Source organism: Edaphobacter sp., from assembly GCF_035763405.1.
In the GTDB taxonomy this organism is placed as follows: Bacteria; Acidobacteriota; Terriglobia; order Terriglobales; family Acidobacteriaceae; genus Edaphobacter.
Genome location: NZ_DASUBE010000151.1, coordinates 1 through 22,309, shown reverse-complemented (window position 1 = coordinate 22,309; position 22,309 = coordinate 1). Strand labels below are relative to the sequence as shown.

General features: G+C 60.1%; 21 protein-coding genes. 11 read left to right on the top strand and 10 right to left on the bottom strand.

The genetic code is table 11. The annotated features are described in order from the left end of the window. The 3 genes from dnaN to dnaA all read right to left on the bottom strand — a co-directional run bounded on the left by dnaN (position 1) and on the right by dnaA (position 4,633). Positions 1-1,152: a DNA polymerase III subunit beta gene (gene dnaN, locus VFU66_RS14365; RefSeq protein WP_326446955.1), complete on the bottom strand. Its 1,152-nt coding sequence runs from the start codon at positions 1,150-1,152 to the stop codon at positions 1-3. Positions 1,153-1,919: 767 nt separating this feature from the next. Next, positions 1,920-2,951 (bottom strand): methyltransferase, encoded by a 1,032-nt coding sequence (locus tag VFU66_RS14360; RefSeq protein WP_326446953.1) that lies wholly within the window; start codon positions 2,949-2,951, stop codon positions 1,920-1,922. Positions 2,952-3,199: 248 nt separating this feature from the next. After that, the gene (gene dnaA / locus VFU66_RS14355; protein WP_326446952.1) at positions 3,200-4,633 is read right to left on the bottom strand and encodes a chromosomal replication initiator protein DnaA; all 1,434 of its coding nucleotides are present in this window, start codon (positions 4,631-4,633) and stop codon (positions 3,200-3,202) included. A 551-nt stretch (positions 4,634-5,184) separates the two neighbouring features. Between dnaA and rpmH the strand changes: the two genes are divergently transcribed. The 7 genes from rpmH (at position 5,185) to bamA (ending at position 12,318) form a co-directional block, all read left to right on the top strand. Further along, the gene (gene rpmH, locus VFU66_RS14350) at positions 5,185-5,340 is read left to right on the top strand and encodes a 50S ribosomal protein L34 (protein ID WP_188759508.1); all 156 of its coding nucleotides are present in this window, start codon (positions 5,185-5,187) and stop codon (positions 5,338-5,340) included. A 15-nt stretch (positions 5,341-5,355) separates the two neighbouring features. Next, a complete protein-coding gene (locus VFU66_RS14345) occupies positions 5,356-5,736 on the top strand; it encodes a cupin domain-containing protein (RefSeq protein WP_326446951.1) in 381 nt (126 codons plus the stop codon). Between the two features lies 1 nt (position 5,737). Further along, a complete protein-coding gene (gene rnpA / locus VFU66_RS14340) occupies positions 5,738-6,148 on the top strand; it encodes a ribonuclease P protein component (RefSeq protein ID WP_326446950.1) in 411 nt (136 codons plus the stop codon). Between the two features lie 108 nt (positions 6,149-6,256). Further along, positions 6,257-6,520 (top strand): membrane protein insertion efficiency factor YidD, encoded by a 264-nt coding sequence (yidD, locus tag VFU66_RS14335; protein WP_326446949.1) that lies wholly within the window; start codon positions 6,257-6,259, stop codon positions 6,518-6,520. Positions 6,521-6,641: 121 nt separating this feature from the next. Continuing rightward, positions 6,642-8,462, top strand: a complete 1,821-nt coding sequence (gene yidC / locus VFU66_RS14330) for a membrane protein insertase YidC (protein WP_326446948.1) — start codon at positions 6,642-6,644, stop codon at positions 8,460-8,462. Between the two features lie 40 nt (positions 8,463-8,502). Then, positions 8,503-9,108 (top strand): Jag family protein, encoded by a 606-nt coding sequence (locus VFU66_RS14325; protein WP_326446947.1) that lies wholly within the window; start codon positions 8,503-8,505, stop codon positions 9,106-9,108. A 225-nt stretch (positions 9,109-9,333) separates the two neighbouring features. Beyond that, on the top strand, positions 9,334-12,318 hold the full coding sequence (bamA, locus tag VFU66_RS14320) for an outer membrane protein assembly factor BamA (protein ID WP_326446946.1): 2,985 nt from the start codon (positions 9,334-9,336) through the stop codon (positions 12,316-12,318). 311 nt (positions 12,319-12,629) lie between these two features. On the opposite strand, the gene VFU66_RS14315 is transcribed toward bamA, so the two are convergent. The 3 genes from VFU66_RS14315 to VFU66_RS14305 all read right to left on the bottom strand — a co-directional run bounded on the left by VFU66_RS14315 (position 12,630) and on the right by VFU66_RS14305 (position 15,467). Further along, positions 12,630-13,577, bottom strand: coding sequence for a PDZ domain-containing protein (locus VFU66_RS14315; protein ID WP_326446945.1), 948 nt, complete (start codon positions 13,575-13,577; stop codon positions 12,630-12,632). 41 nt (positions 13,578-13,618) lie between these two features. Beyond that, positions 13,619-14,581 carry a HEAT repeat domain-containing protein gene (locus tag VFU66_RS14310; protein WP_326446944.1) on the bottom strand — a complete coding sequence of 321 codons (963 nt, stop codon included), beginning with the start codon at positions 14,579-14,581 and terminating at the stop codon, positions 13,619-13,621. Positions 14,582-14,672: 91 nt separating this feature from the next. After that, positions 14,673-15,467: an RNA polymerase sigma factor gene (locus VFU66_RS14305; protein WP_326446943.1), complete on the bottom strand. Its 795-nt coding sequence runs from the start codon at positions 15,465-15,467 to the stop codon at positions 14,673-14,675. A 94-nt stretch (positions 15,468-15,561) separates the two neighbouring features. Between VFU66_RS14305 and VFU66_RS14300 the strand changes: the two genes are divergently transcribed. Further along, complete coding sequence (locus VFU66_RS14300) at positions 15,562-16,224, top strand: ribonuclease HI family protein (protein ID WP_326446942.1); 663 nt, start codon at positions 15,562-15,564, stop codon at positions 16,222-16,224. 9 nt (positions 16,225-16,233) lie between these two features. Here VFU66_RS14300 and VFU66_RS14295 read toward each other — a convergent pair whose 3' ends face one another. Both VFU66_RS14295 and VFU66_RS14290 read right to left on the bottom strand, forming a co-directional pair. Further along, the gene (locus VFU66_RS14295) at positions 16,234-16,986 is read right to left on the bottom strand and encodes a TIGR03435 family protein (RefSeq protein ID WP_326446954.1); all 753 of its coding nucleotides are present in this window, start codon (positions 16,984-16,986) and stop codon (positions 16,234-16,236) included. 86 nt (positions 16,987-17,072) lie between these two features. Beyond that, positions 17,073-17,552, bottom strand: a complete 480-nt coding sequence (locus VFU66_RS14290) for a MarR family winged helix-turn-helix transcriptional regulator (RefSeq protein ID WP_326446941.1) — start codon at positions 17,550-17,552, stop codon at positions 17,073-17,075. A gap of 126 nt (positions 17,553-17,678) precedes the next feature. Between VFU66_RS14290 and VFU66_RS14285 the strand changes: the two genes are divergently transcribed. After that, entirely contained in the window at positions 17,679-19,478 is a 1,800-nt protein-coding gene (locus tag VFU66_RS14285; protein WP_326446940.1) for a TonB-dependent receptor plug domain-containing protein, read from the top strand. A 144-nt stretch (positions 19,479-19,622) separates the two neighbouring features. Here the strand turns inward: VFU66_RS14285 and VFU66_RS14280 are convergent, their stop codons facing one another. Next, positions 19,623-20,066, bottom strand: a complete 444-nt coding sequence (locus VFU66_RS14280; protein ID WP_326446939.1) for a lysozyme — start codon at positions 20,064-20,066, stop codon at positions 19,623-19,625. A 203-nt stretch (positions 20,067-20,269) separates the two neighbouring features. Next, a complete protein-coding gene (locus VFU66_RS14275) occupies positions 20,270-20,737 on the bottom strand; it encodes a GatB/YqeY domain-containing protein (protein WP_326446938.1) in 468 nt (155 codons plus the stop codon). A 473-nt stretch (positions 20,738-21,210) separates the two neighbouring features. On the opposite strand from VFU66_RS14275, the gene VFU66_RS14270 reads away from it, so the two are divergent. Continuing rightward, complete coding sequence (locus VFU66_RS14270; RefSeq protein WP_326446937.1) at positions 21,211-21,393, top strand: hypothetical protein; 183 nt, start codon at positions 21,211-21,213, stop codon at positions 21,391-21,393. A gap of 300 nt (positions 21,394-21,693) precedes the next feature. Then, a partial coding sequence (locus VFU66_RS14265; RefSeq protein ID WP_326446936.1) for a hypothetical protein occupies positions 21,694-22,309 on the top strand: 616 nt, incomplete at its 3' end.

Here is a 22,309-nt window from a genome sequence, read left to right as displayed (position 1 = left end):
TCAGATGCGCATGGGCATCAGGATGTAGCGGTACTTGACGTCCTCGTTGCCGTCTTCAGGACGCATCTGACCGGCGCTCTGGGCGTCCTTGAATTCGAGCCTCACCTCGCCGGTGTTGCCAATGGCCTTCAAGAAGTCGAGCAGGTACTGGCTGTTGAATCCCACCACGAGCGGATCGTAGTTGTAGGGCGTCTCGATGGAGTCTTCCGACTCGCCGGAGTCGGAGGAGGACGAGGAGAGCTTCAGCTCGTTCTGCTCCAGGCGAATCTTGATGGCGCCGGAACGCTCGTCGGCAAACTGCGCCACGCGCTGGATGGAGGCTGCCAGGTCTTCCGAGCGCACGATGACGAACTTGTTGTTGTCGCGCGGCAGCACGGCCTCGTAGTTGGGGAACTGGCCGGTGAGCTTGCGGCTGGTGAGCACGCGGCCGCCTACGCGGAAGTAGAGCGTCTGGTCGTCATCGGCAAACTCGAGCGTCTCCGCATCCGTTGCGCCCAGCAACGAAACCAGTTCGGCGAGCGCCTTGCGCGGAATCAGCGTCTTCTTCTCGCCGGAGATGCCTTCCATTGTCTCGCCCAGTTTTTCAATGTGCGCCAGTCGGTGGCCGTCAGTCGCCACCATCGCCATCGACTCAGTCTTGAGCACCAGCAGCGCTCCGTTCAACGTATAGCGCGACTCCTCGTTCGAGATGGAGAAGATCGTCTTCGAGATCATGTTGCGCAGCGATGCCACTGAAATCTTCACCGCACCGGTCGTGGGGAACTCCGGCACCTGCGGATAGTTTGCGCGCGCCATGCCGACCATCTTCGTGTTTGAACGGCCGGCGCGAATCTGCACCCAGTGGTTGTCCATCAGCTTGATGGAGATTTCGCCGTCGGGCAGCAGCTTGATGTAGTCGTAGAGCTTCCGCGCGGGCACAGTGCAGGCGCCGGACTTCTTCACCTTGGCCGCGCAACTGGTCCTCATGCTCTGGTCGAGGTCGGTGGCAGTGATGGTCAGCGTGCCCTCAGCAGCCTCGAAGAGGAAGTTCGAGAGGATGGGAATGGTCGTCTTGCGCTCGACCACGCTCTGCGCGGCGGTCAGCTCCCTGAGCAACTCGGCACGCGAGACAGTGATCTCAAGGTTGCCTGAGGGCGCTGCGGTCTCGGTCATCTGGGACTCCTGGGTCGCTGTCGTCACGTTCGGTCTCCATAGGTTGGAATGGCTGCTGCGAAAACTGTACACCGAATCCATCGCGCGGTGCACATCTGCCGAGCCGTCTCCCCGATTCTAGGGGCGAATGCGTTCTTCATGCCAAGGATTTATCTGTGGAAACCTTGTACGTTGTGTGGGCGCGCGCGAAACGTATCGTAGATTTATTTTTCGCAGCTTCCTTTTGCGGTCACTGCGGAACAGACGCTCCTCTTGTGCTTGTGTGACTGCTTCTAAGAAAAGAACCTTTAAAATAGATAAATACCAGTAGCCGTAGTCGTTGCTGCTTGAAAAGTGGATAACGTTCCTATCGGCTTTGATCTCAGCAGGTTGGGTAGCGGCAGAGATTTAGAAAAACAGGATGTGGGGAAATGGACATCGGGGAAGACAGTGGGGAAATGTCCGCACCTGTACCCGGTTCTCCCACTTCTTCACAACCGCCTGTTCCACCCGCCGAGAAGACAAGTCGCTTAACGTGGGAAGCTGACCAAAACGGTGTCTTACGAAGCACTTACCTCTGCCTGGTTTTTCACAGTTGCGCGCGGAGACCGAGGATAATCCGGGACGAAAGGCTTAACACCGATTACACCGATCTACAAATCGAAAAATGAACGACCAGGGATGAACACGGATGACACGGATTTAAAACCAATCCGTGAGAATCCGTGTTCATCCGTGGTTGCTTCGTTTTAAAGATCGATGCAATCGGTGTTAAGTTTCCGGGGGCCTCAGGGTCGGGTTGCCAGTATCAGGGGCGAAGGTCCGGGCGCATCGATCAGGCGGGGGTTGGTGAACCCGGCTTCCTTCAGCCAGGCTGAGATCTCCTCGAACGAATACGTATCGCCGTGGTCGGTGTTGACCAGCATGTTGCCGGCAAAGAGGAGCGAGACGATGGGCCCCGTGCGGTCGGGATTGACGAGGAACTCCTGGATGGCGATGGTGCCGCCCGGAGCGAGCGCGTCGAAGGTCTTTTTGAGCAGGCTGCGCGAGCGGGTCTCGCCCTCGCTATGCAGGATGTGACCCAGCGTGGCCACGTTGTGCCCTTTGCCGAAGTCGGCGGCGTCCAGGTCTCCGGCGACGAATGAGAAGCGGTCCGAGAGGCCGAAGCGGCCGACCATCTTCTTGGTGATCGGCAGCACCTCGGGCCAGTCCACGGCCGTCACCGTCACCCGCTTCGAGCTTTGTGCGACCCCGATGCCCCAGACGCCCGAGCCTGCGGCGAGGTCGAGCACACGCACCGGAGCGCCTGCATCGCCCAGCGCGAGGTGCGCGCCCAGCGCCTGCGCCGCCGGATAGCTCATAGGAAAGATGTCGGCGACGAACTCCGAAAAGAATTCGCTCCCGGCTCCCTCCTGATTCACTGCGGCGACGGGTTTGCCGGTGGCGACGATTTCGTTCAGCTTGAGCCACTTCGGAATCAGTTGCTCGCTGGTATGGCGCAGGATGCCTCCCTGGAAGGAGGGCTTGGTGCTCACCAGGAACGCGGAGCTCTCGGGTGTGAGCGCATAACGGTCGCCCTCCTTGGCCAGAAAATCCAGCCCTACCATGGCATTCATTACGGCGCGCAGCCCGCGCTCGGAGGCACCTGTGACTGCTGCTGTTTCCTTGAGCGTCTTCGGCCCGCTGTCGAGCACGTCGAAGACGCGATGGCGCACTGCCGCCTCCAGCATCAGGGTGGGGATGTATCCCCAGGCAAATTGCATGATCCTCTCGGGCGTTACAGACTTGGTGGCAGGCACAGCAGGCGCGGTTGCGCTCATACGTATCTCCTTCGATGATTGTCGATTCGGGCGTCGCGGCCCGGCGGACAATTCTAGCCCCTCAACGGCTTGCCGCGTCAAAGGGCTTTCAGGGATCAGGACAGTGGCCGTTGCATGACTCGGTGGCTGGCGTGGAAAAGCTGATTCCTCCGCCGCTGCGGAATGGAAAAGAGAGAGAGTTGCGGAATAGTGACAAAGAGAGGCGTGAAGGTGCGAGAAACCTAATCCCTAAGCCCTAGTCCCTGTCTCTAGCTCAACGTCTCCATCAGCTTGTTGATGGTGCGGTTCAGATCCTTGTCGGCGCGGCGCTGCTCGTCGATCTTATTGATCGAGTGCATGACGGTGGTGTGGTGCTTGCCGCCGAACTGGCGTCCGATCTCGGGCAGCGAGGCCTCGGTTAACTGCTTGGCCAGATACATGGCAATCTGCCGGGGCACGACGATCTGGCGGGCGTTGTTCTTCTGCTTCAGCTCGGCTACGCGCATCCCGAACTGCTCGGCTACGCTGCGCTGGATGGCCTCGATGGTGATCTTGCGCACCTGCGTATCGATGAACTGCTTGAGGCACTGCTGCGCGACGGCCATCGTAATCTCGACGCCGTGCATGGAGCACCAGGCGATGAGGCGCACCAGCGCACCCTCGAGTTCGCGCACGTTGGTGCGGACGTTCGAGGCGATGAACAGCGCCACGTCGGTGGGCAACTGCGTCTGCTCACTCTCGGCCTTCTTCTGCAGGATGGCGACCTTGGTTTCGAGATCGGGCGGCTGGATGTCGGCGATCAGGCCCCACTCGAAGCGCGAGCGCAGCCGGTCCTCGAAGTCAGGCAGGTCCTTGGGCGCGCGGTCGCTGGCGATGACGATCTGCTTCATGCTTTCGTGCAGCGTGTTGAAGGTGTGGAAGAACTCCTCCTGCGTGCGCTCTTTGCCGGCGAGAAACTGGATGTCGTCGATCAGCAGTACGTCCACATTGCGAAACTTGTCGCGGAACCCGGTCATCTTGTCGTAGCGGACCGAGTTGATCATCTCGTTGGTGAACTTCTCACCCGAGACGTAGCTGATGGAGGCATGCGGCTGGCGGCGCTTCACGTCGTGGCCGATGGCGTGCATCAGGTGCGTCTTGCCCATGCCGACGCCGCCGTAGAGGAACAGCGGGTTGTAAGCTTTGGATGGGCGCTCGGCGACAGCCTGCGCGGCGGCCATGGCGAACTGGTTGCCGCTGCCGATGACGAAGGCGTCGAATTGATAGCGCGGGTTCAACTGGGAGGCGGCGTTCCAGTCGAAGCGCGCCTGCTCGGGCCCCGGTGCTCCCTGCGCCGCAGGCGACAGGCTGCCCGGCCTGAGCTGACGGGGCGCGTTCTGGCTGTGGCTGGGGACGGGGGCAAAGCCGCCGTCTTCACGCACCTTGGGTACGCGCGGATCCTGCTCGGGGGTGGTAAAGGTTACGGAGTCAAGGTCGAGCCCGAGGTTTTCGATGGCCTCCTGAATCAGGTCGGCGTATCGCTCGCCGACGTGCTCGAAGTCGCTGGACGGAATGCGGACGAAGAGCTTTTTGCCCTCCAGATGCGAGAAGCGCGTTGGCTTAAGCCAGGTCTCATACGACTGGCGGTTGATCTTCTTCTCCAGAGCCGCCAGGATGCGAACCCAATAATTCAGTACGGCCGTTGCCGTCGGTACGAAGGACATTTCTCAGTTTCCTTGCTTCAAGCGTGTATGCATCCGGGGCGATGTTCCTGGCGCCGAACCGCTGTGTCGTGCGTCGCAGCAAAAATGTGCGCGGCAAATCTAAAGTCAATAGCGAACAGAAGTCCGTCCTCGCCGATGGGCCAGTGCGGACAAACTTGTGTTGCCGGAGTACTCTTCGACGGTCATCTTTAAAGATACAGGGCCGTGAAGAGGGTTAGTGAAGCTTTCAGTCAGAGTCCAGAACGGTTGCGCGTGCGGAAAATTGTCTTACTAAACGGAGTCGATAGTAGCACGGAAATCCGCGCGTTTTTCAAGCCCTTCTTCTAAAAAATTCGCGGTTGCACCATTCACGGTGAAGAACGGATTTGGACGCCCGCAAATCGGAATTTTTTTTGACTGAGGTGAAAGGCTTAGCACCGATGACGCCCATCGGTGTTAAGCCTTCGGCCTGATGAGGCTGTGAAAATCGCGTCCCATCAGGTATACTCAGAGATTGCTGCAACAGACTAAAAGATTCAGCAGGAGCGCCCTCCTGCGCAGGAGTTTTTTCCATGCCGAAGCGTACCTTTCAACCCAACCGCCGTCATCGCTCGAAGACCCATGGCTTCCTGAGCCGCATGAAGACCAAGTCCGGGGCCGCTGTGTTGAGCCGCCGCCGCGCCAAGGGTCGTCACAAGATCGCCGTCAGCGCGGGCTACCGCGACTAACCCGTTTCGCGCGCAATGAGTCAGCAGAGTCCCATCTCGCTTGAACTCGCCTGTTCCTCTCTTACAGAGCTTTGGTCGCCGCGAGTCGTCGGTCAGGTTAACGATCAATACATCAAAGTGGCGAAGATCCAGGGCGAATTTCCCTGGCACGCACATGACCATGAGGACGAGATGTTCTTCGTCCTCCGTGGCTGCCTGCGCATTGGCCGGGCCGAAGCCGACGGCGGTTCCGTCTCTGTGCGTCCGGGCGAGTTCTTCGTCGTGCCGCGCGGGACCCGCCACAATACCTCAGCCGGCGAAGAGACCTGGCTGGCCCTGATCGAAACCACCACGACGCTCCATACCGGCAATGAGAAGACCCCGATCACACGCTCCATTGCCGAGCAGCTCGGCTGACATGCAACCCTCCATTGGTTCGCCCATCTTCCGGCTCCGAAAACACGCTGACTATCAGCGTGTGTATCAGGCCAGCCGCAAGCAGTTCTCGAAGCAGATGGCGTACTTCTTCACGCTTCGCCCCGGCGAAGGCACGCCGCGTGTCGGGCTGACTGTCGGTAAGGTGATGGGCAAGGCCGTGGACCGCAACCGCATCAAGAGGCGCATGAGAGAGGCCATCCGCAGAAACCTTGTGCTGCTCACGCTGCCGGTTGACGTCATTCTCCACCCACGCCGCTCGGTCATCGATCTGGAGTTCAGCACGCTCGACCGCGAAGTGGCGCGGGTTTTTGCAAGTATCCAGAAGGCGGCCGAAGCAGGTGTTGCAAATGCTACCGGGAAGAACGTGCCTCAGGGGCTGAAGCCGCACTGATGGAATAGCGTGTGCAGGACGGGTAAACCTGTGCCCTTAAATAAACAAAACTCCCGGCATCTGCCGAAGCGTGTAACTCAGAACTGACAACGGATAACGGACAACCCCGTGCCTGACCCAGAACCTACGCTCGCCATTAGCATCTTGTACGGCATCTACAAGCGGGTGCTGTCTCCGGTGCTGCATGTCGTGAGCCCATCGCAGTGTCTATACCTGCCCACCTGCTCGGAGTACGCCTATGTGGCGCTGGTGCGCTTTGGCCCCGTGCGCGGCTCGTGGCTGGCATTGCGCCGCCTGGCACGCTGCCACCCCTTCAGCAAGGGCGGGCTCGACCCTGTTCCGGAGAGGCAGGGTGTAGGGGATAGGGTGTAGGGAATAGAAAACGATGGGTCTCTACCCCCCTACACCCTATTCCCTACACCCTGATTTACCATAGGAAGAGTGCCGGTTCACGTCCGGCTCCCTACGTTTCATTAAGAACAGGAAGTCCCTTTTGGCAGAGTTCAGAAACCCCAATCAGCAAGGCGGCGGCGGCGACAACAAATCGTTCATGGTGATGATGCTCGCCGTGCTCGCCGTCCTTCTCGGAATGCAGTTCTTCGCCCCGAAGAAGACACCCCCGCCTGCACCTTCTCCCGCTGCCTCGACTGAGTCCCATCCCGCGACCCAATCCGGCTCCCAGCCCGCGGCGCAGACCGAAACTCCTGCCGCCACAACCAACGCGGCCTCCACTGCTCCGGCTGCGCCTGCCAAGGTCACGGTTCCGGTAGTGCAGGCAACGGCTGCGTCTACCACGGTGGTCGAGAACGAACTCTACCGCATTACCTTCTCGAACAAGGGCGGCCAGGTCACAAGCTGGATTCTGAAGAATTACAAGGACAACGACGGCAAGCCGCTCGATCTCGTCCACCAGCAGGCAGCGGCGAAGTTCGGCTATCCGCTCTCGCTGCGCACTTCAGATGCCGCGCTGAACACGACGCTGACGGACGCGCTCTATGTGCCTTCGGCGACGGGCGCGCTCGCCGTGCCCGCGAAGCTGACCTTCAAGTACTCGAGCGGCAACGTCGAGGTGACAAAGACCTTCAGCTTCGACGAGACCTACATGCTGCACGCCGATGTCGAGGTTAGGCGCGAAGGCTCGCCCGTGCGCGCCTACCTTATGTGGCCCGGCGGCTTCGGCGACCAGTACGACACCTACAGCTACGCCAGCGCGCAGATTGACACCAACATCGACGGCAAGACCGACCACTACTCCGCCAAGAAGACGACCAACGACGGCGTCATCGGCGGCCCGATCGCCTGGGGCGCGTCGAGCGACGGTTTCTTCGCAGCCGTCTTCCTGCCCGACTCGCCTGATTCCGCCGTGCTGAACACCATCAAGAACGAGCTGGATGTGGGCAAGACCATCAAGCGTTCCAGCTTCAGCATGTCGAAGGGCGCCGTGAACGAGGCCATGCTGGGTGCGGGCATCGCCGATACCAGCGGTCACACGCTCACGCGCATCTTCGTCGGCCCCAAGGCCATCAGCATCCTCAAGAAGATTCACGCAGCGAACAACGGCCCCAATATCGAATCGCTGCTCGACTTCGGTTTCTTCAGCGTCATCGCCAAGCCGCTGTTCATCGTGCTCCAGTACATCCACACGCACATGGCCTCGAACTGGGGCTGGGCGATCATTCTGCTCACGCTGTTCATCAACGTCCTCATTCTGCCGTTCCGCATCCAGACGATGAAGAACGGGCTGAAGATGCAGCGGATCCAGCCGCAGATGAACGACATCAAGGCGAAGTACAAGAAGTACAAAGCCACCGACCCCAAGCGCAACGAGATGAACGCAGAGATCATGAAGCTCCAGAAAGACAACGGAGTGAACATGTTCGGCGGCTGCATCCCGACGCTCATCACGTTGCCGCTCATCTACGCTTTCTACGAGATGCTGCCGCGTGTGGTCGAGCTGCGTCACGCCCACTGGTACTGGCTCACCGACCTTCAGGCCCCGGACCCGTTGCACATCCTGCCCATCGTCATGGTCATCAGCCAGTTTCTGGTGCAGTTCTACACGCCCTCACCCGGTGTCGATGCCCAGCAGCAGAAGATGATGGCGTTCGTCATGCCCGCCATCACCGGCTGGTTCACGTGGTACTATGGCTCCGGCCTCGCCTTATACTGGGCCGTAGGCAACTTCATCAGCATCATCCAGCAGCTTGTAATGAACCAGACCAGTCTGGGCAAGGAGATGCGCGCGGTCGCCGCCAAACGTTCACGCCGCAAAGCCGGGTTAGGCGCCGGCACAACTATTCAGGGGAGGCGTTGACATCGACAAGGTCTCCCCAGCTAGAGAGCACGAAGATACGATGGACTCCCCAGGCCAAGTAGAAAGTAAGATCGCGGACTTCATCCACGTTCTCACCGCCCACGGCGGTTTGAGGATTAAGTCAAAAATCCTTGCCTGCAACGGCCAAGTGCAACCCACCTCCGGCGGTGCTGCCGGCAGCAACCCGTCTACGCCCGCAAAAGCTCCTCTTGCCCCCACGCCTGAAATCTCCGTCGAACTCTCCGGCCCTGACACCCCCCTGCTGCTGGCCCGTAACGGCGAGCTGCTTCATGCCATCGAACACATCGCGGCCAAGATCCTCCGCTTCGAGCACGAAGAGCACGACCGCATCAGCTTCGACGCCGAAAATTTCAAACTTCTGCGCCACCGTGAGCTGGAGATGATGGCTGAGGCTGCCGTCGAACGCGTCCGCGCGAGTGGCCGCCCCTATGCCTTCCCGGCGATGTCGTCGCGCGAACGGCGTCTGATTCATCTCTTTGTGAAGGACTCGGGGCTTCCTACCGCCTCGCAGAACGATGGCCCGCGGCGCTTCGTCGTCCTCTATCCCGAGGGCGAAGAGCCCGCATCGCAGCCTTCCTCTGACGACCGTGCTCACGCTATCCGGAAAACGTTCCGCCGCCGCTAAATCGCAACTGACCAACCAGCGACTACCCGGCGGTTTGAACGAAGGCTGGTGTCTTTGCCTGCGGCGTCGCGTCCAAGAGAATATTAAGGCTGATAATTGATTGAGGCAGAGGGCTTTGGGCGTGGCGGAATCTTCCGTTGAACTCGCTATCGGCGGCCCTGCTCCCATATAATCGAATCTTCGCTCAGTGTGCTGGCGGAGTCTCATTTTTAGAGCAGCGAGGGTGTGCGTATCTTTACCGTGAATCGAGAGAGCGGAAGCTCCCTGACATCGAAGACCAAGCCTGTGTGCCCGCGCTCCAGCCGCTCCCGTATCGTCCGAGCCGTTGCGCAATGCGGCGTGTTTGCAGCCTTTGCCGCGGCTTCGCTGGGAGCGCAGACGCTGCCGGGCATCTCGACCCCGTCGCCCTCGGCGCTGACGCCGCAGACGCTGTGCCAGCCGGAGGTCATCGGCAACCGGCGCATCCCCAAAGAGTCGGTGCTGGCGCGGCTGTTCAGCCACGCGGGTGACACCTACGACCCGGCCGTGGTCGAGCGCGACTTCAACTCACTGTGGAACACCGGCTACTTCGACGACCTGCGCATCGAGAAGGTGGACACCCCGCAGTGCGTGCAGTTGGTCATTTATGTGCGTGAAAAGCCGACCATCCGGGAGATTGATTACAAGGGCAACAGCTCCATCACGCAGTCGGACATTCTGGAGCGGTTCAAAAAGGCGAAGGTCGAGCTTTCGGTTGAGAGCCAGTACGACCCCACCAGGGTAAAGCGTGCCGAGGTGGTGCTGCGCGATCTGCTGGCTGAGCACGGCCACCAGTTCGCCACCGTCAAGACCGAAGTCAAGACGATCCCGCCGGCCTACGTCAACATCCTCTTCAACATTAAGGAAGGCCCGACCGTCAAGGTGGGCAAGATCGAGTTTCAGGGCAACGAGAATGTGAGCAGCCGCACGCTGCGCCGCGCCATGAAGAACCTGAAGCCCATCGGGATTCCACACTCGATTATTCTGGAGAACCTCTTCGCCCGTACCTTCGACGCCAGCAAGCTGGACGAAGATACCGAGCGGGTGCGTCAGGCCTACCGCGACCGCGGCTACTTCAAGGCGCTCACCAGCGAACCGATTACCCACGTGCGCAACGCCGGCGGGCTGAACCCGTTCACGCTGCGCCCCTCGACGGGCAAGCGCATCGATATTCTGATGCCGGTGGAAGAAGGCGATCGCTACAAGCTGGCTGGCATTACCTTCAAGGGCAACAAGGCCGTCACCAACGAAAAGGTGCTGCGCGCGCAGTTTGCGCTGAAGGACGGCGAGTGGTTTGACACCAGCAAGTTCGGCAAGGGCCTGGAGCAGTTGCGCAAAGCCTACGGCGAGCTGGGCTACATCAACTTTGTCGGCACGCCGATCCCGAAGTTCGATGAGGCGAAGAAGACAGTCTCCTGGGAGATCGACATCGACGAGGGCAAGCCGTTCTACGTCTCGCGCATCGAGTTCACCGGCAACACCATCACGCGCGACAAGGTCATCCGGCGTGAGCTGCTGCTTGAAGAGGGCCAGCTTTATAACAGCCACCTGTGGGACCTCTCGATCCTCCGCCTGAACCAGTTGAACTACTTCGATACGCTCAAAGCCGATCAGGACTCGGAAAGTCGCCTGAACCAGGACGATGGCACGGTGGACTTGCTGCTGAAGCTCAAGGAGAAGGGCAAGAACTCGATTGGCCTGAACGGCGGAATCAGCGGAAGCTCGGGCACCTTCATCGGGCTCAACTACGAGACAAACAACTTTCTGGGCCTGGGTGAGACGCTCTCGGTACAGGCCAACGCGGGCGACCTTTCCCGCAACCTGAGCTTCGGGTTCACGGAGCCGTATCTGCGGAACAAGCCGATCTCACTGGGTGTACAGGTCTTCACCCGGAAGTTTGACTACAACCCGGCGAAGAGCTACGCCATCTCGAATAACAACTCGGCGAACCTGACGACGGCTGAGCAATCGCTCTTGACCAACTACAACCAGTCCACCGAAGGCTTCACGGTCACGGTGAGCGAGCCGCTCAGGCACCTGTTTGCGCGCACCGGCGTGACGCGCGTGGGTCTGGCGTACTCGCTGTCGCGCGCCACGGTGACGACGTTCAATGACAACACGCGCAATGTGTTCCAGTCGCTGGCGTTCCGCTCGGGCGTGCAGGGGCAGAACCAGTTGTCGGGCATTATGACGTCCGTGCTGACGCCGAGCTTCTCCTTCTCCAGTCTCGATCGCGCGGTCGGTCCGCACTCGGGCAAGGACTTCAACGTCGAGTTTCAGGTGGCGGGCGTCGGCGGCAACGTAAAGTACTTCACGCCGGCGATGAGCTACCGGCAGTTCTTCCCGATGAAGGGCCTGCGGATTAACCGCGAAGGCCACAACGTGCTGGGCTATCGCGTGCAGCTTGCGCATGTGGAAGGCTTCGGCGGCGAGGTAGCACCGCCCACCAACCGCATCTACAGCGGCGGCGAGTCGGACGTTCGCGGCTTCGACATCCGCTCAGCCGGGCCGTATGCATTTATCCCGGTGCGGACGATGTTCAATTTGACGAACCCGGACGGCAACACGGTGCCGCGCGACCCGACGAACCCGGCGTTGGGCAATCAGCAGATTCCACTGCCCATCTATCGCATGGTGTCGATTGGCGGCGACACCAGCGTCACGGCCAATCTCCAGTACCGCATCCCGATCATCGAGCAGGTTTCGTTCGCGTTCTTTACGGACTTCAACATGACCTTCGATGCGCTGCCGAGCCAGTTGCGCCAGAGCGTTGCGGGCAACTCACTGATCAGCGGTGCGTCCTACGGCTGCACGAATTTCGACGCCTTTGGCGCCTGCCGTGGCGGCCAGTCGGTGGCGTTCCCGCTTCATTTGCAGGTCGTGCCGGGCACCAACTATGTGCCGCGTATGTCAAACGGCGTCGAGCTTCAGGTGATGCTGCCCATCGTGAATGCGCCGTTCCGCATCTTCTACGCTTACAATCCCCTGCGGCTCTTCGAGGACGTTCCGCAAAAGCTCGCGGTGCCGAATGTCTGCACTCCGGCCACGGGTCCCAAGTGCTTCCAGAACTTCTTCCCGAACTCGGACGCCGGACGCTTCACCTATCAGCAGGCGCTCCAGTTCTACGGTGCGGACTACGTGCTGAGGGAGCCGCGCAAGACCTTCCGCCTGACGGTCGGCACGACGTTCTAGAGCATTTTAGTTCAGGTGGTTACAAAACTTCAGGCGCCCCGCCCTTTGTGTGTCTTTTGCACAAGGGGTGGGGGAGACCACAACTCTCCGACTCGACTGTCACAACGAGACCGAAACCGCTCTGGCGTGGGGTACCGCACGATGCCTTTTATCGAGATGCAGCGAGGGCGGTCGTAGTTGGCGGTTTCCGAGGGAGCCTCTGATTAAATCCTGCATTGTTAAGGGCACAGCTTCATCTGTGCGGCAAACCATTCTGGTGCATAGAGGGGTTGGTCTCTGAAGAAATCTTCGAAGACTGAATCAGACCCTGCTTAGAGGTTTGCGACCAGGCGGGTGACGCCGTTCAGATATTGTTCGAGTCCCGAGCCCAGGCGTAGGCTGGAGCGTTTCTTTGAATCCGGCGTGAGCGTGAGGGTGCGCTCGTGTTTGTCGCGGAGCACGACGACCGGCAGCGGTTTGCCGCGGTTATCGCGGACAGTGCGGGTCCAGTCGTTGCCGCTGGCGATGGGGATTTGGTTGACGCGCACGACCACATCGCCGGCCTTCATGCCGGCAGCGTCTGCGGGGCTTTCGGGATCGACGCTGCGCACCAGCAGTCCTGCGCCCTGTGCCCCGAAGTATTCAGCCAGTTGCGGCCCCATCACTTCGAGCTTCGCTCCGGTGAACGACGAGCTGAGGATCATGGACATGCCGAGGAAATCGCGGTGGCCCTTGGGCTCGGCGGCGGCGGAAGCATCAGGCGTCGGAGCGGACTTCACGAATCCGTTCGTGACCACCGCGCCACCAAAGGAGGCCGGTGCGGGCACGCGGTAACGCTGCTTCCACGCCTCGCGTTCGACCTCTTCGCGGTTGGCCATCTGGGCGGAGATAGTTTGTTCGAGGCCGTTACGGCTAATGAGGAGCGTGACCGCGCGGCCGGGTGGGATCGCACGCAGCATCTGGCGTAACTGCTCCTGGTTCTCGATCTTCTGGCCATTCATCTGGAGGATGACGTCGTGCAGCTCGAGCCCTGCCTTGCAGGCCGGGCCGTCATGGTCCACGTCGATAACCTCAGCTCCCCTGGCTTCGGTGAGCCTGAGCGGCTTGACCTGATCGGGGGTGATGTCGCGGATGTCGATGCCCAGGTAGCCCTGCGCCGATTTGCCCGACGAACTGTGTGACCAGTGGCCCTCGGCTGCCGGCGCGGCAGCGGATGCGACCAGCGGCAGGCAGAGTCCTGCTGCGACGGCCAGAACACTCAACGAAAGATGACGCTTCATGCACATGACTTACTCAACCGTGTTGCTCACGCTTGAATCGATTACTGAAAGTCGCCCGAGTCCTGGAGCGCGTTGTAGGATGCTGTTCGGATGTAGGGATTCTCGTCGGTGGTCGAGACGGTCCTGAGCACCTGTCGCACGGCAGAGTCGGCGCGTACTGGGCCCAGTGTGGCGATGGCGGCCTTGCGCACGGCGGCGCTGGGGTCGCGCGAGAGCGCCTCGGCGATGGCATCGCGCACGCGCAGATCTTTCGCGACATAAGTCTGCAAGCCTTCAAGCGCCCTCAGCCGCACAGTGGCGTCATTGTCGTAGAGCATCGAGACCAGCAGCGCGTTGCGGATGCCGTTGGGGTCGGTGTCGTCCGTGCAGTTATGCCCTGCCCTGCACTCGTCGGCAAGCAGCGATACGGAGTCGGTCCGAACTCCACTCGAAGCTGCCGGATGTGTGCCCTTAAGCAGCAGCTCGCGAATGTCGGGGCTGTCGAGGGAACCTTCGACCGTCTCGGGGACCACCTTGTTGTAGCTGACCTGGACGAGTTCGGAGTTGGGCGTCTGCCGGATGCTGGTCACGTTGGCGATCACGCCGTCGGCCGGATGGCTGATGGTCATCGTAGGCTTCGCTTTGGGTGCGTGGGCCACCTCGTACCGGTAGGTGAAGTTGCCCGCAAGGAAGCCCGCGCCCAGCAGCAGCGTCGCCAGCGCGGGCGCGCTCTCGACATGGCCCACCCAGATAAAAAAATGTGTCCGGAGCCGGGTGAGAATGCCATGTGGGGGGATGGTGTCGAGCGCCTCGTCGAGCCGCATCCGCGCCTGCGCGAGCAGGTTGGGCGAAGGGTCTACCATGGGCGTGAGCGCCATCGTATTTTCCAGCGCCTGCATCGCCTCCCACTCGCCGCGGCAGGCCTCGCAACTATTCAGGTGCTGCTCCAGCCCGACGGCAAACTCATCCGGCAGCTCGCCATAGTGCATCAGTACTATATTTTCTTGCGCCTTATCGCACTTCATCGTCCTAACCTCAACCAGCCTCAAACCTTGCCCGCTTCTCGACTCCAGGGTCTCTTTGTGCCCCGTACTTTACTGCCGTTCCCAGCTCCTTCTACGTGCGAAGCTCCGCCAGAGACGCCCGCAACTTGCGCGTGGCGCGGAACAGGGTGTTCTTGGCCGTCTCTTCCGTCGTGCTCAACATCTCGCCGATCGTCCGCAGCTTCAGCCCCTGGTAGTGCTTCAGCTCAAATACGGTTCGCTCGCGCGGTGTCAGTTTGCCAAGGGCGTCGTTAATCTGTTCGCCCATTAACTTCCGGTCCAACTCGCGGCCGGGATTCGCCATCGCCCGGTCGTCGGAGATGTTGGCCATCAGGTCCATCTCGTCGCCGCTTGCATCCAGCACGGTTGCCGGATCTTCGCGGCGGCTCTTGCGCCTGCGCAACTGGTCCAGGCAAAGGTTCGTGACAATCCGGTAGAGCCATGTATAAAACGAGCACTCGAACCGGAAGTTGCCCAGGTGGCGATAGGCCTTGATGAACGCCTCCTGGTGAACATCCTGCGCATCCTGCTCGTTGCCGAGCATGTGCAGCGCCAGGCGCAGCACGGACTGATCGTATCGGCGGACCAGAGCGTCAAAGGCGGCGCGTTCGCCCTTCTGGGCGGCGCGAATCAGCTCATCGTCCTCCGTGCGCTGTTGGGCGCGCGCATCCAGTTGCGCCTGCGTCAGCTTGCTGCCGTTCCTGGTACGGGACTGGGTAGCCACCTTTGCCATCGCTGGCAATGATTCTACCGCTCCACGGGCGATGAGTCCCATGGCAAACGGGCTGGCGTGCCGTCCACTGACGGCAGGCGGAAGCGGCGTCCCCAGTTCCCTGTCCAGGTGTAGCCCAACAGCTCTTACGTTCATATCTTCTGACTCCGGAGGTCAGCAAAACTTGTTCACTTAAATAGACCCTGTAGCCTGTGAAAAGGTGAGCGGCCAAATCCGGTAAACTCGCTTCATGCCCTCGCATCCGAGCCTTTTTCAGCCCGAATCTTCCACCAAAGTTGCAGCTGCTCCGGCCAGGGACCAAGGCGGCTGGATCAGCGCGCACTGCGACGGCGGCTCGCGCGGCAACCCGGGTCCGGCAGGTTATGGCGCGCTGGTTCAGGGTGCAGGCGGCAAGGTGCTGGCTGAGTTGAGCGAGTTCCTGGGCATCCGCACCAACAACTTTGCGGAGTACTCGGGGCTGCTGGCTGTGTTGCAGTACGCGCTCGACCACGGCCACCCGAGGCTGCGCGTCGTCTCGGACTCCGAGCTGATGGTCAAGCAGATTCAGGGCAAATATAAAGTCAACTCGCCGGACCTGAAGCCGCTCTGGCAGGAGGCGCGCAGCCGCATCGCACGGCTCGAAGCCTTCGAGATCAGCCATGCGCTGCGCCACAAGAACAAGGACGCGGACAGACTCGCGAACGAGGCGATGGATCGCGGTATGAAGCGTCAGGCTCCGCCGCAGACGGCAACACCGTATCCGAAGAAGTCCGAGGCGCCGCCGGACCCGTATGCCAAGCCTGCGGCCGGCTCTGGAACCATGCTGCGCGGGTTCACGCGGGATGGCGCCATTCACCTGCTCGGCGGAGCCACGCTTCCCGAGGGCATCTTCGTCAAGATCATCCGCGAATGAAAGCTCTTGTCAGTTGGGGGTGGGTAGGTCAATGTGGTCGATGACCAGCACGGGCGAGGCTTCTTTGGCGGGTTTGAGTTTGAGGCCAAGCTGTTCCTGGATGGCGGTGAAGAACGTGGGAAGGTTGGTGTCCGTGGCGGCAGCGCCGTCGTCGGCCCACTGGAGCTTGAGGTCATAGCGTCCGGTCAGGCCGGTTTTATCGACGACGATGCGGCCGGCGATCTGGGAGAGCTCTTCGGCGATGAGCGTCATCGTGAGACCCTGGCCATTGAAATGGGTGCGGCCGATGCCAATGGTTTTGCCGTTGGACTGGGAGCGTTGGAGCTTCGAGCCGCCTTTGGCGAGGATGAGATCGTACGCGGGCAAGGTGCGGATTTCCTGGTGAAGGCTGAGGTGGAAGCGGTCGGCGAAGAGGGCCTGGACCATGCTGCGCTTGAGCTCGAGGTTCTGCTCAGAAGTGAGATGCTTGTCCTCTCCGCTGCTGTCCGCCTTAGCCTCAATGTCGAAGCGGGTCGAGGCGAGCCAGGGTGGGCCATCGAGGATCTGCTTCTCGGGCATGCTGTAGGCCCACTGCATCAGGTTGAGAAGGGTAATGTTGATGGCGCTGAAGCGGTCGCCGGGAGGGTAGTTGATATGCGTGTGGCCATCGGGGGAAGGAGCAGCGGGCTTGATGGTGGCCACTTCAAAGGTGGGGCTAGCCGTCTGCGCGCGGGCCAACTGGCCAACTAAGAAGATGAGGATCAGGAGTTTTGCCAGAGTCATCACGTCATAGGCCAGCTCTGTTCAGTATAGAGGAGCCAAAGTATCAGAACGTGCAGGAAGTCTCTCTCGAAACCGCCTTGCCCACATCAAAACGATTTTTTCTGCCTTTTCCAGTTGGCCGTCACAGCCAGCCCCGAGCAAAGCTCCTCGACTGCGTGCATCAGTCCCAGCATTCCGTCTAATTCTGCCGTCCCCATCCCCTCCTCAAAGCGGCGCTGCATCCGATCGAGGATGGCGGCGACGCGGACGGCACGTTTGCGTCCGGCAGGTAAGAGGGCAATCTGTAAGGCGCGCGCGTCGTTGGGATCGATTCTGCGCTTCACAAGACCTTTGGCTTCGAGCGAGGAGACGCAGTGGCTGACGTTGCCGCGCGTGGTCTCAAATGCATCCGCCAGCGCGGACGGCTTGACGCCTTTCTTTTCAAAGAAGACCGCCGTCAGCACCAGCGACTCGAAGAAGGTCAATTCTTCTTCGCCCAGCGTCTGGTTGAGCGCGGCTTCAATTCTTCGGGCGGCGCGGCTGATCTGGAAGACGGGGCTTTGCTGGAGAAAGGATTCAATGCGCATCGCTGCCACCATTTGATTGAGCTATTCAATTACTTACAATAGAACAAAACTACCCGCGCGCAAGCCCCGATTCGCGCGATCATCTTCTACGTGACCCTATCCATCCGAACGATCGCAGCCCTCCCCATGGCTCTGTTCTGCCTGAGCGCAGCCGCTCAACAGAATCCGCAACCTGCACAGCAGGCAAAGCCTGTCGCTCAATCCATTACCGTGACGACGACGGTCGAGCCGCTTCCCTTCTCCGAGAGCAACCGCTCGGTCGAGGTGCTTAAGCCGGAGGAGCAGCCGTTTCTGGCGAACAGCGTCGTTGACCTGCTGCGCGTTGATCCCTCGCTCAATCTGCAGGCTCGCGCGGCGGCAGGCGTGCAGGCCGATCTCTCGATTCGCGGCACCACCTTCGAGCAGTCGCTGGTGCTTCTCAATGGTTTCCACATCAACGACCCGGAGACCGGGCACCTGAACCTCGACATTCCCGTGCCGCTTGATGCGGTTTCGCGCATCGATGTGCTGCACGGATCGGGATCAACATTTTACGGATCGGACGCGATTGGCGGCGCGGTGAACCTGATTACAGAGCGGCCCGCGCATACCAGCATCGTCGCGCGTGTCGGCGGCGGCAACTACGGCTCGATGGAGAGCCACCTTCGGGCCAACTACGCTGCGAAGTCCTTCGCTGAACAACTGACGACAGCGCGCGACACCTCTGACGGCTTCATGTACGACCGCAACTACTCGTCAAATGCGGCGGCTTCGGAGACGTGGCTGAACGTGCTGCCGGGCAGCCCCAACTCCGAGACAGATATTCTGCTGGCCGCGAGCGACCGACCCTACGGGGCCAATCAGTTCTACGGACCCTACGACTCGTGGGAGCGCACGAAGGGCTGGTTTGCGGGTATTCAACAGCAGCTTGGCGAGCGCACCGCCGCGAGCTTCGGCTATCGGCGTCACACTGACCTTTTTGTGCTCTTCCTTGGCAGGCCGCAGATCTATGAAAACAACCACGTCACGAATGCGTGGCAGTCGGCGGTGCGCCGTGCCGACGCGCTTGGCGCGAATACAACGTTGTCCTATGGCATCGAGGCCTCCGGCGATAGCATCAACAGCACCAACCTCGGCATTCATGCGCGTAACGCCGAGGCAGGCTATGCGAACCTTTCGCTGCGCTCGCTGGGGCGATTCGCGCTGTCCGTGGGCGCGCGCGAAGAAGTGATCTCGTCGAACGGCTCGGTGTTTTCTCCGAGTGTGGCAGCCGCCTATACGCTGAGCCACACAGTCCGGCTGCGGGCCTCGGCGGGGCATGGCTTCCGCATTCCTACATTTCTCGACCTCTACTATTCGGACCCCACGACCATCGGCAACCCCCACCTGAAGCCGGAGTCTTCGTGGAGCTACGAGGGTGGCGCCGACTGGACTCCGGCGGGCGGGCGCGTGCGACTCTCAGGGGCCGTCTTCCGCTTGCAGGAGAAGGACACGATCGACTATTCGAAGTACTCGCTCGCGGATAAGTGGCAGGCCAATAATGTGCAGAACTTCAACTTCACCGGTGTAGAGGCCGCGCTGCGTGTGCGTCTCTCGGACACCCAGCAGCTTCAGTTCGGCTATACGGCCGCGCGTGCCGCAGAGCCGCCTGCGGGACTCATTTCAGAGTACGCCTTCAACTACGCAGCGCAGTCGGCGCAGGCGCTGTGGACGGCTGAACTCGGCCGCCTGCTGACGATTTCGAACCAACTCATGGTCATTCAGAAGACGGCGAAGACGGCCTATCCGCTGTGGAACGTCTCTCTGTCGCACAATATGGGTCGTGTGCGCCCCTATGTTCGGCTGCTCAACCTCTCGAACACAGGGTATGAAGAGATTCCGGAGGTTCGGCAACAGGGCCGCTCAGTGATGGGCGGGGTGGAGTTGAGCTGGCTGGCGAGGCGCTAGCGACGCGGCGAAAGCCTAACGCCGGTTTACACCGATAAGCGCCGATTCGACCACGGATGAGCGCGGTTTAGTACGCAGGAATCTGGAAGGTACCTACGCTTCGCTGCCGGGTGAAAATGCAAGCGCGGAAGGTCGAGATGTTTGTCAGGCGGCACAGTTGAATAACTCCATCTCAGCCTGTCGGCGGCGCAGGAGGCCTGGAGAGACCCGGCCGCCGGTGTGGTCCCAGCGAAGGAATTCGTTTGCGGCGGCGGTGAAGTCACTGGCGTTGACGAGCGCGAGCAGGTTCGAGTGCATCAGGGTGGTGCAGCCCAGGTTGAAGGCGAAGTCCACGAGCGCGTCGAACTGGTTCTGCGTGATGGACGACGTGACCATGCGATTCACACCAGCGACCGCGCAGGTTACATCGTTTGTTAGAAATATCTCTGCCTCGGCTTCCGTGATCCGCAAGCCCTCATGGACGCCCGGCCCCGTATGTCCATAGCCGATGGTCCAGTTGCCGCGTTGGTCCTGGTAGGCAGCCAGCCTAAGCCCCTCGAATTGTTTTGTCAGCTTCAGCCCACGTTCGCTGTAGGTCAGGTTTGCCATCTCCTGCGCTCTCCTTTTCGCGCGCAAAAAAAGAGAGCCGGCCCGAAGGCGGCTCTCGCTGCTTGTGTGATGCGAAGATCTTTATACTTCCAGAATATCAATTCGGGCGAAACTAAACCGCCAACTTTTGAACAATAATAACGTTATTTATAAGAGTAATTTGCAGAAAAATTGCCACCATCGCCCTCTTGACAGGGACCGGTTTACCTGGCCAGCTCGGCCTTCACGGCCTCGCTGACTAGTTTGCCGTCGGCGCGGAGTTCGGCGGTGGCGATCTTCTGCTGGACAGCCTTCATCACGGAGCCCATCTCTTTTGGCCCAGGCTTCGCGCCAGTGGCGGCAAGCTCGGCAAGGGTGCTCTGCACGATGGTGCGGATCTCGGCCTCGCTTGCAGCCTTGGGCAGATAGGCCTCGATCATGGCAATCTCTGCCAGCTCCTTTTCGGCCAGCTCGGGGCGATTGCCTTTGGTGAACTGCTCGGCCGAGTCCTTGCGCTGCTTGATGAGCGTGGAGAGGGTCTGGGCTTCTTCGGCCTCGGTCAGCGGGGTACGTTTGTCGATCTCCTTGCTTTTGAGCGCCGATTTGACCATGCGAAGCGTGGTCAGCTTGTGCTCCTGGCGGGCCTTCATGGCCACGACAATGTCCGTTTGCAGCTTTTCGCCAATCGTCATCGTTCACCTGTCTCTGTTCGGGTGGATGTGTTCGGTCTGATTATAAAGTTGCCGCGAGCCATCTTTGCACTTCCCCGGTTCCCGATGCGGATTGCACAGTCTGCCAACCCGGCTGCAATGTTGCATTCGGGTTCCGGTAATGCGGATGGAAAACAGGGTGGGAAGAGACGGGAACGAGCGGCTTCGGGTGTGGGTGATGTGTTAACCAAAGGGTAAATCGTGGATTGCCAGCGAGATGCGGGAGCAGGCTCGGTGTGGATAACTAGGCACTTCGTTACCACAGGCTGCATGGTTACTATGCAGCGAATTGCGTACACAATCAGTCAACAGTTACTTCGGTAACTACTGATAGTAGATATTCCTCTATGTTTTTGAAAATATTGGACTTATATGCAGGCCCATCTTAAGGTAGTTCCATCTGGATTGTCCAGAAAAATCTTGAAAACGTAAATACAACTTTAGGGGTAGTCATCATGAAGAACATCGTCCGCGCTTTCGTCGTTGCTCTCGCTCTCACCGGTTTCGCGGCTTCCACCCAGATCTCCACCGCAGCCAAGACCTCCAACACGGTTACTATTGCCAAGACCAGCGCCGTGCCGGTTCCGACCTGCGCTCCTGACGATCCGAATGCCTGCGGCATGTCCAAAGGGTGGTAAGACCAGTCTTCATGGTACCCGGCCTGCCCGTGGGGTGGCAGGCCGACGTGGGGTAATGCAAATAATTGCAGAATTTGGTTGATTTTTCTTGTGTCCGTCCCAACTATAGGCTAGGCTTGACTTTGCCGTAGCCGTAGGGGACTGACTATGACAGCAGGAAGCGTTCTTCATCTACTGGCCTATTCTTCATCCGTGCTTTGCGCGTTGCTTGTCTACCTCCTCATCAAAAGCAAGGCTGTGCGTGGCTTCGTCTATCTAGCGGCATTCCTGTGTGTGAAGTTCTTAGGTACGACAGCTTGCATGACGCTGATCTATCTTAATTTCCGCACTCACGGCGTTCATCAGCTCACGTTCTATCCAATCTATTTCTATACGTACTGGTCGAGCTACGCGCTTGAGGCTATTCTTGCGCTGATGGTCATCTACAGCATCTTCAAACTGGCGATGGCACCTCTGAAGGGCCTACAGACCCTGGGGATGCTGATATTTCGCTGGGTGGCGGCAATCTCGGTTGCGGTGGCCATTGGAGTGGCAGTCACACCGCACATGTCCAGCACGAAGTTTATGGTCACAATGGTGACGCAGCTTCAACAGACATCGAGCATCCTGACGCTTTGCCTGCTGCTCTTTGTTTGCTTTGCGATTCGTCCGATGGGGCTTTCCTATCGGAGCCGCATCTTCGGTGTCAGCATGGGGCTGGGTCTGCTGGCGACTACGAACCTCACCTGCACGGCTTGGTTCTCGCACAACCCCGATATGCTGGGCACGCTCAGCCTGATCATGGGCGTTGCCGAATGTGTGACGCTGCTCACATGGTCGGCATACTTTGCCTTCCCGGAGCCGAAGCGGCGGATGATTATGCTGCCGACGACCTCGCCGTTCCTGCGCTGGAACCAGATCTCGATGGCGCTGGGCG

What these genes read in the sequence shown, in the direction of transcription:
- dnaN (WP_326446955.1), bottom strand. Translation starts at nt 1,152, where the DNA reads ATGACCGAGACCGCAGCGCCCTCAGGCAACCTTGAGATCACTGTCTCG.
- rnpA (WP_326446950.1), top strand. Translation starts at nt 5,738, where the DNA reads ATGCAACCCTCCATTGGTTCGCCCATCTTCCGGCTCCGAAAACACGCT.
- VFU66_RS14275 (WP_326446938.1), bottom strand. Translation starts at nt 20,737, where the DNA reads ATGACGATTGGCGAAAAGCTGCAAACGGACATTGTCGTGGCCATGAAG.
- VFU66_RS14295 (WP_326446954.1), bottom strand. Translation starts at nt 16,986, where the DNA reads ATGACTCTGGCAAAACTCCTGATCCTCATCTTCTTAGTTGGCCAGTTG.
- VFU66_RS14360 (WP_326446953.1), bottom strand. Translation starts at nt 2,951, where the DNA reads ATGAGCGCAACCGCGCCTGCTGTGCCTGCCACCAAGTCTGTAACGCCC.
- VFU66_RS14315 (WP_326446945.1), bottom strand. Translation starts at nt 13,577, where the DNA reads ATGAAGCGTCATCTTTCGTTGAGTGTTCTGGCCGTCGCAGCAGGACTC.
- VFU66_RS14325 (WP_326446947.1), top strand. Translation starts at nt 8,503, where the DNA reads ATGGACTCCCCAGGCCAAGTAGAAAGTAAGATCGCGGACTTCATCCAC.
- VFU66_RS14285 (WP_326446940.1), top strand. Translation starts at nt 17,679, where the DNA reads ATGGCTCTGTTCTGCCTGAGCGCAGCCGCTCAACAGAATCCGCAACCT.
- VFU66_RS14280 (WP_326446939.1), bottom strand. Translation starts at nt 20,066, where the DNA reads ATGGCAAACCTGACCTACAGCGAACGTGGGCTGAAGCTGACAAAACAA.
- VFU66_RS14300 (WP_326446942.1), top strand. Translation starts at nt 15,562, where the DNA reads ATGCCCTCGCATCCGAGCCTTTTTCAGCCCGAATCTTCCACCAAAGTT.
- rpmH (WP_188759508.1), top strand. Translation starts at nt 5,185, where the DNA reads ATGCCGAAGCGTACCTTTCAACCCAACCGCCGTCATCGCTCGAAGACC.
- VFU66_RS14310 (WP_326446944.1), bottom strand. Translation starts at nt 14,581, where the DNA reads ATGAAGTGCGATAAGGCGCAAGAAAATATAGTACTGATGCACTATGGC.
- VFU66_RS14270 (WP_326446937.1), top strand. Translation starts at nt 21,211, where the DNA reads ATGAAGAACATCGTCCGCGCTTTCGTCGTTGCTCTCGCTCTCACCGGT.
- VFU66_RS14290 (WP_326446941.1), bottom strand. Translation starts at nt 17,552, where the DNA reads ATGCGCATTGAATCCTTTCTCCAGCAAAGCCCCGTCTTCCAGATCAGC.
- VFU66_RS14305 (WP_326446943.1), bottom strand. Translation starts at nt 15,467, where the DNA reads ATGAACGTAAGAGCTGTTGGGCTACACCTGGACAGGGAACTGGGGACG.
- dnaA (WP_326446952.1), bottom strand. Translation starts at nt 4,633, where the DNA reads ATGTCCTTCGTACCGACGGCAACGGCCGTACTGAATTATTGGGTTCGC.
- VFU66_RS14345 (WP_326446951.1), top strand. Translation starts at nt 5,356, where the DNA reads ATGAGTCAGCAGAGTCCCATCTCGCTTGAACTCGCCTGTTCCTCTCTT.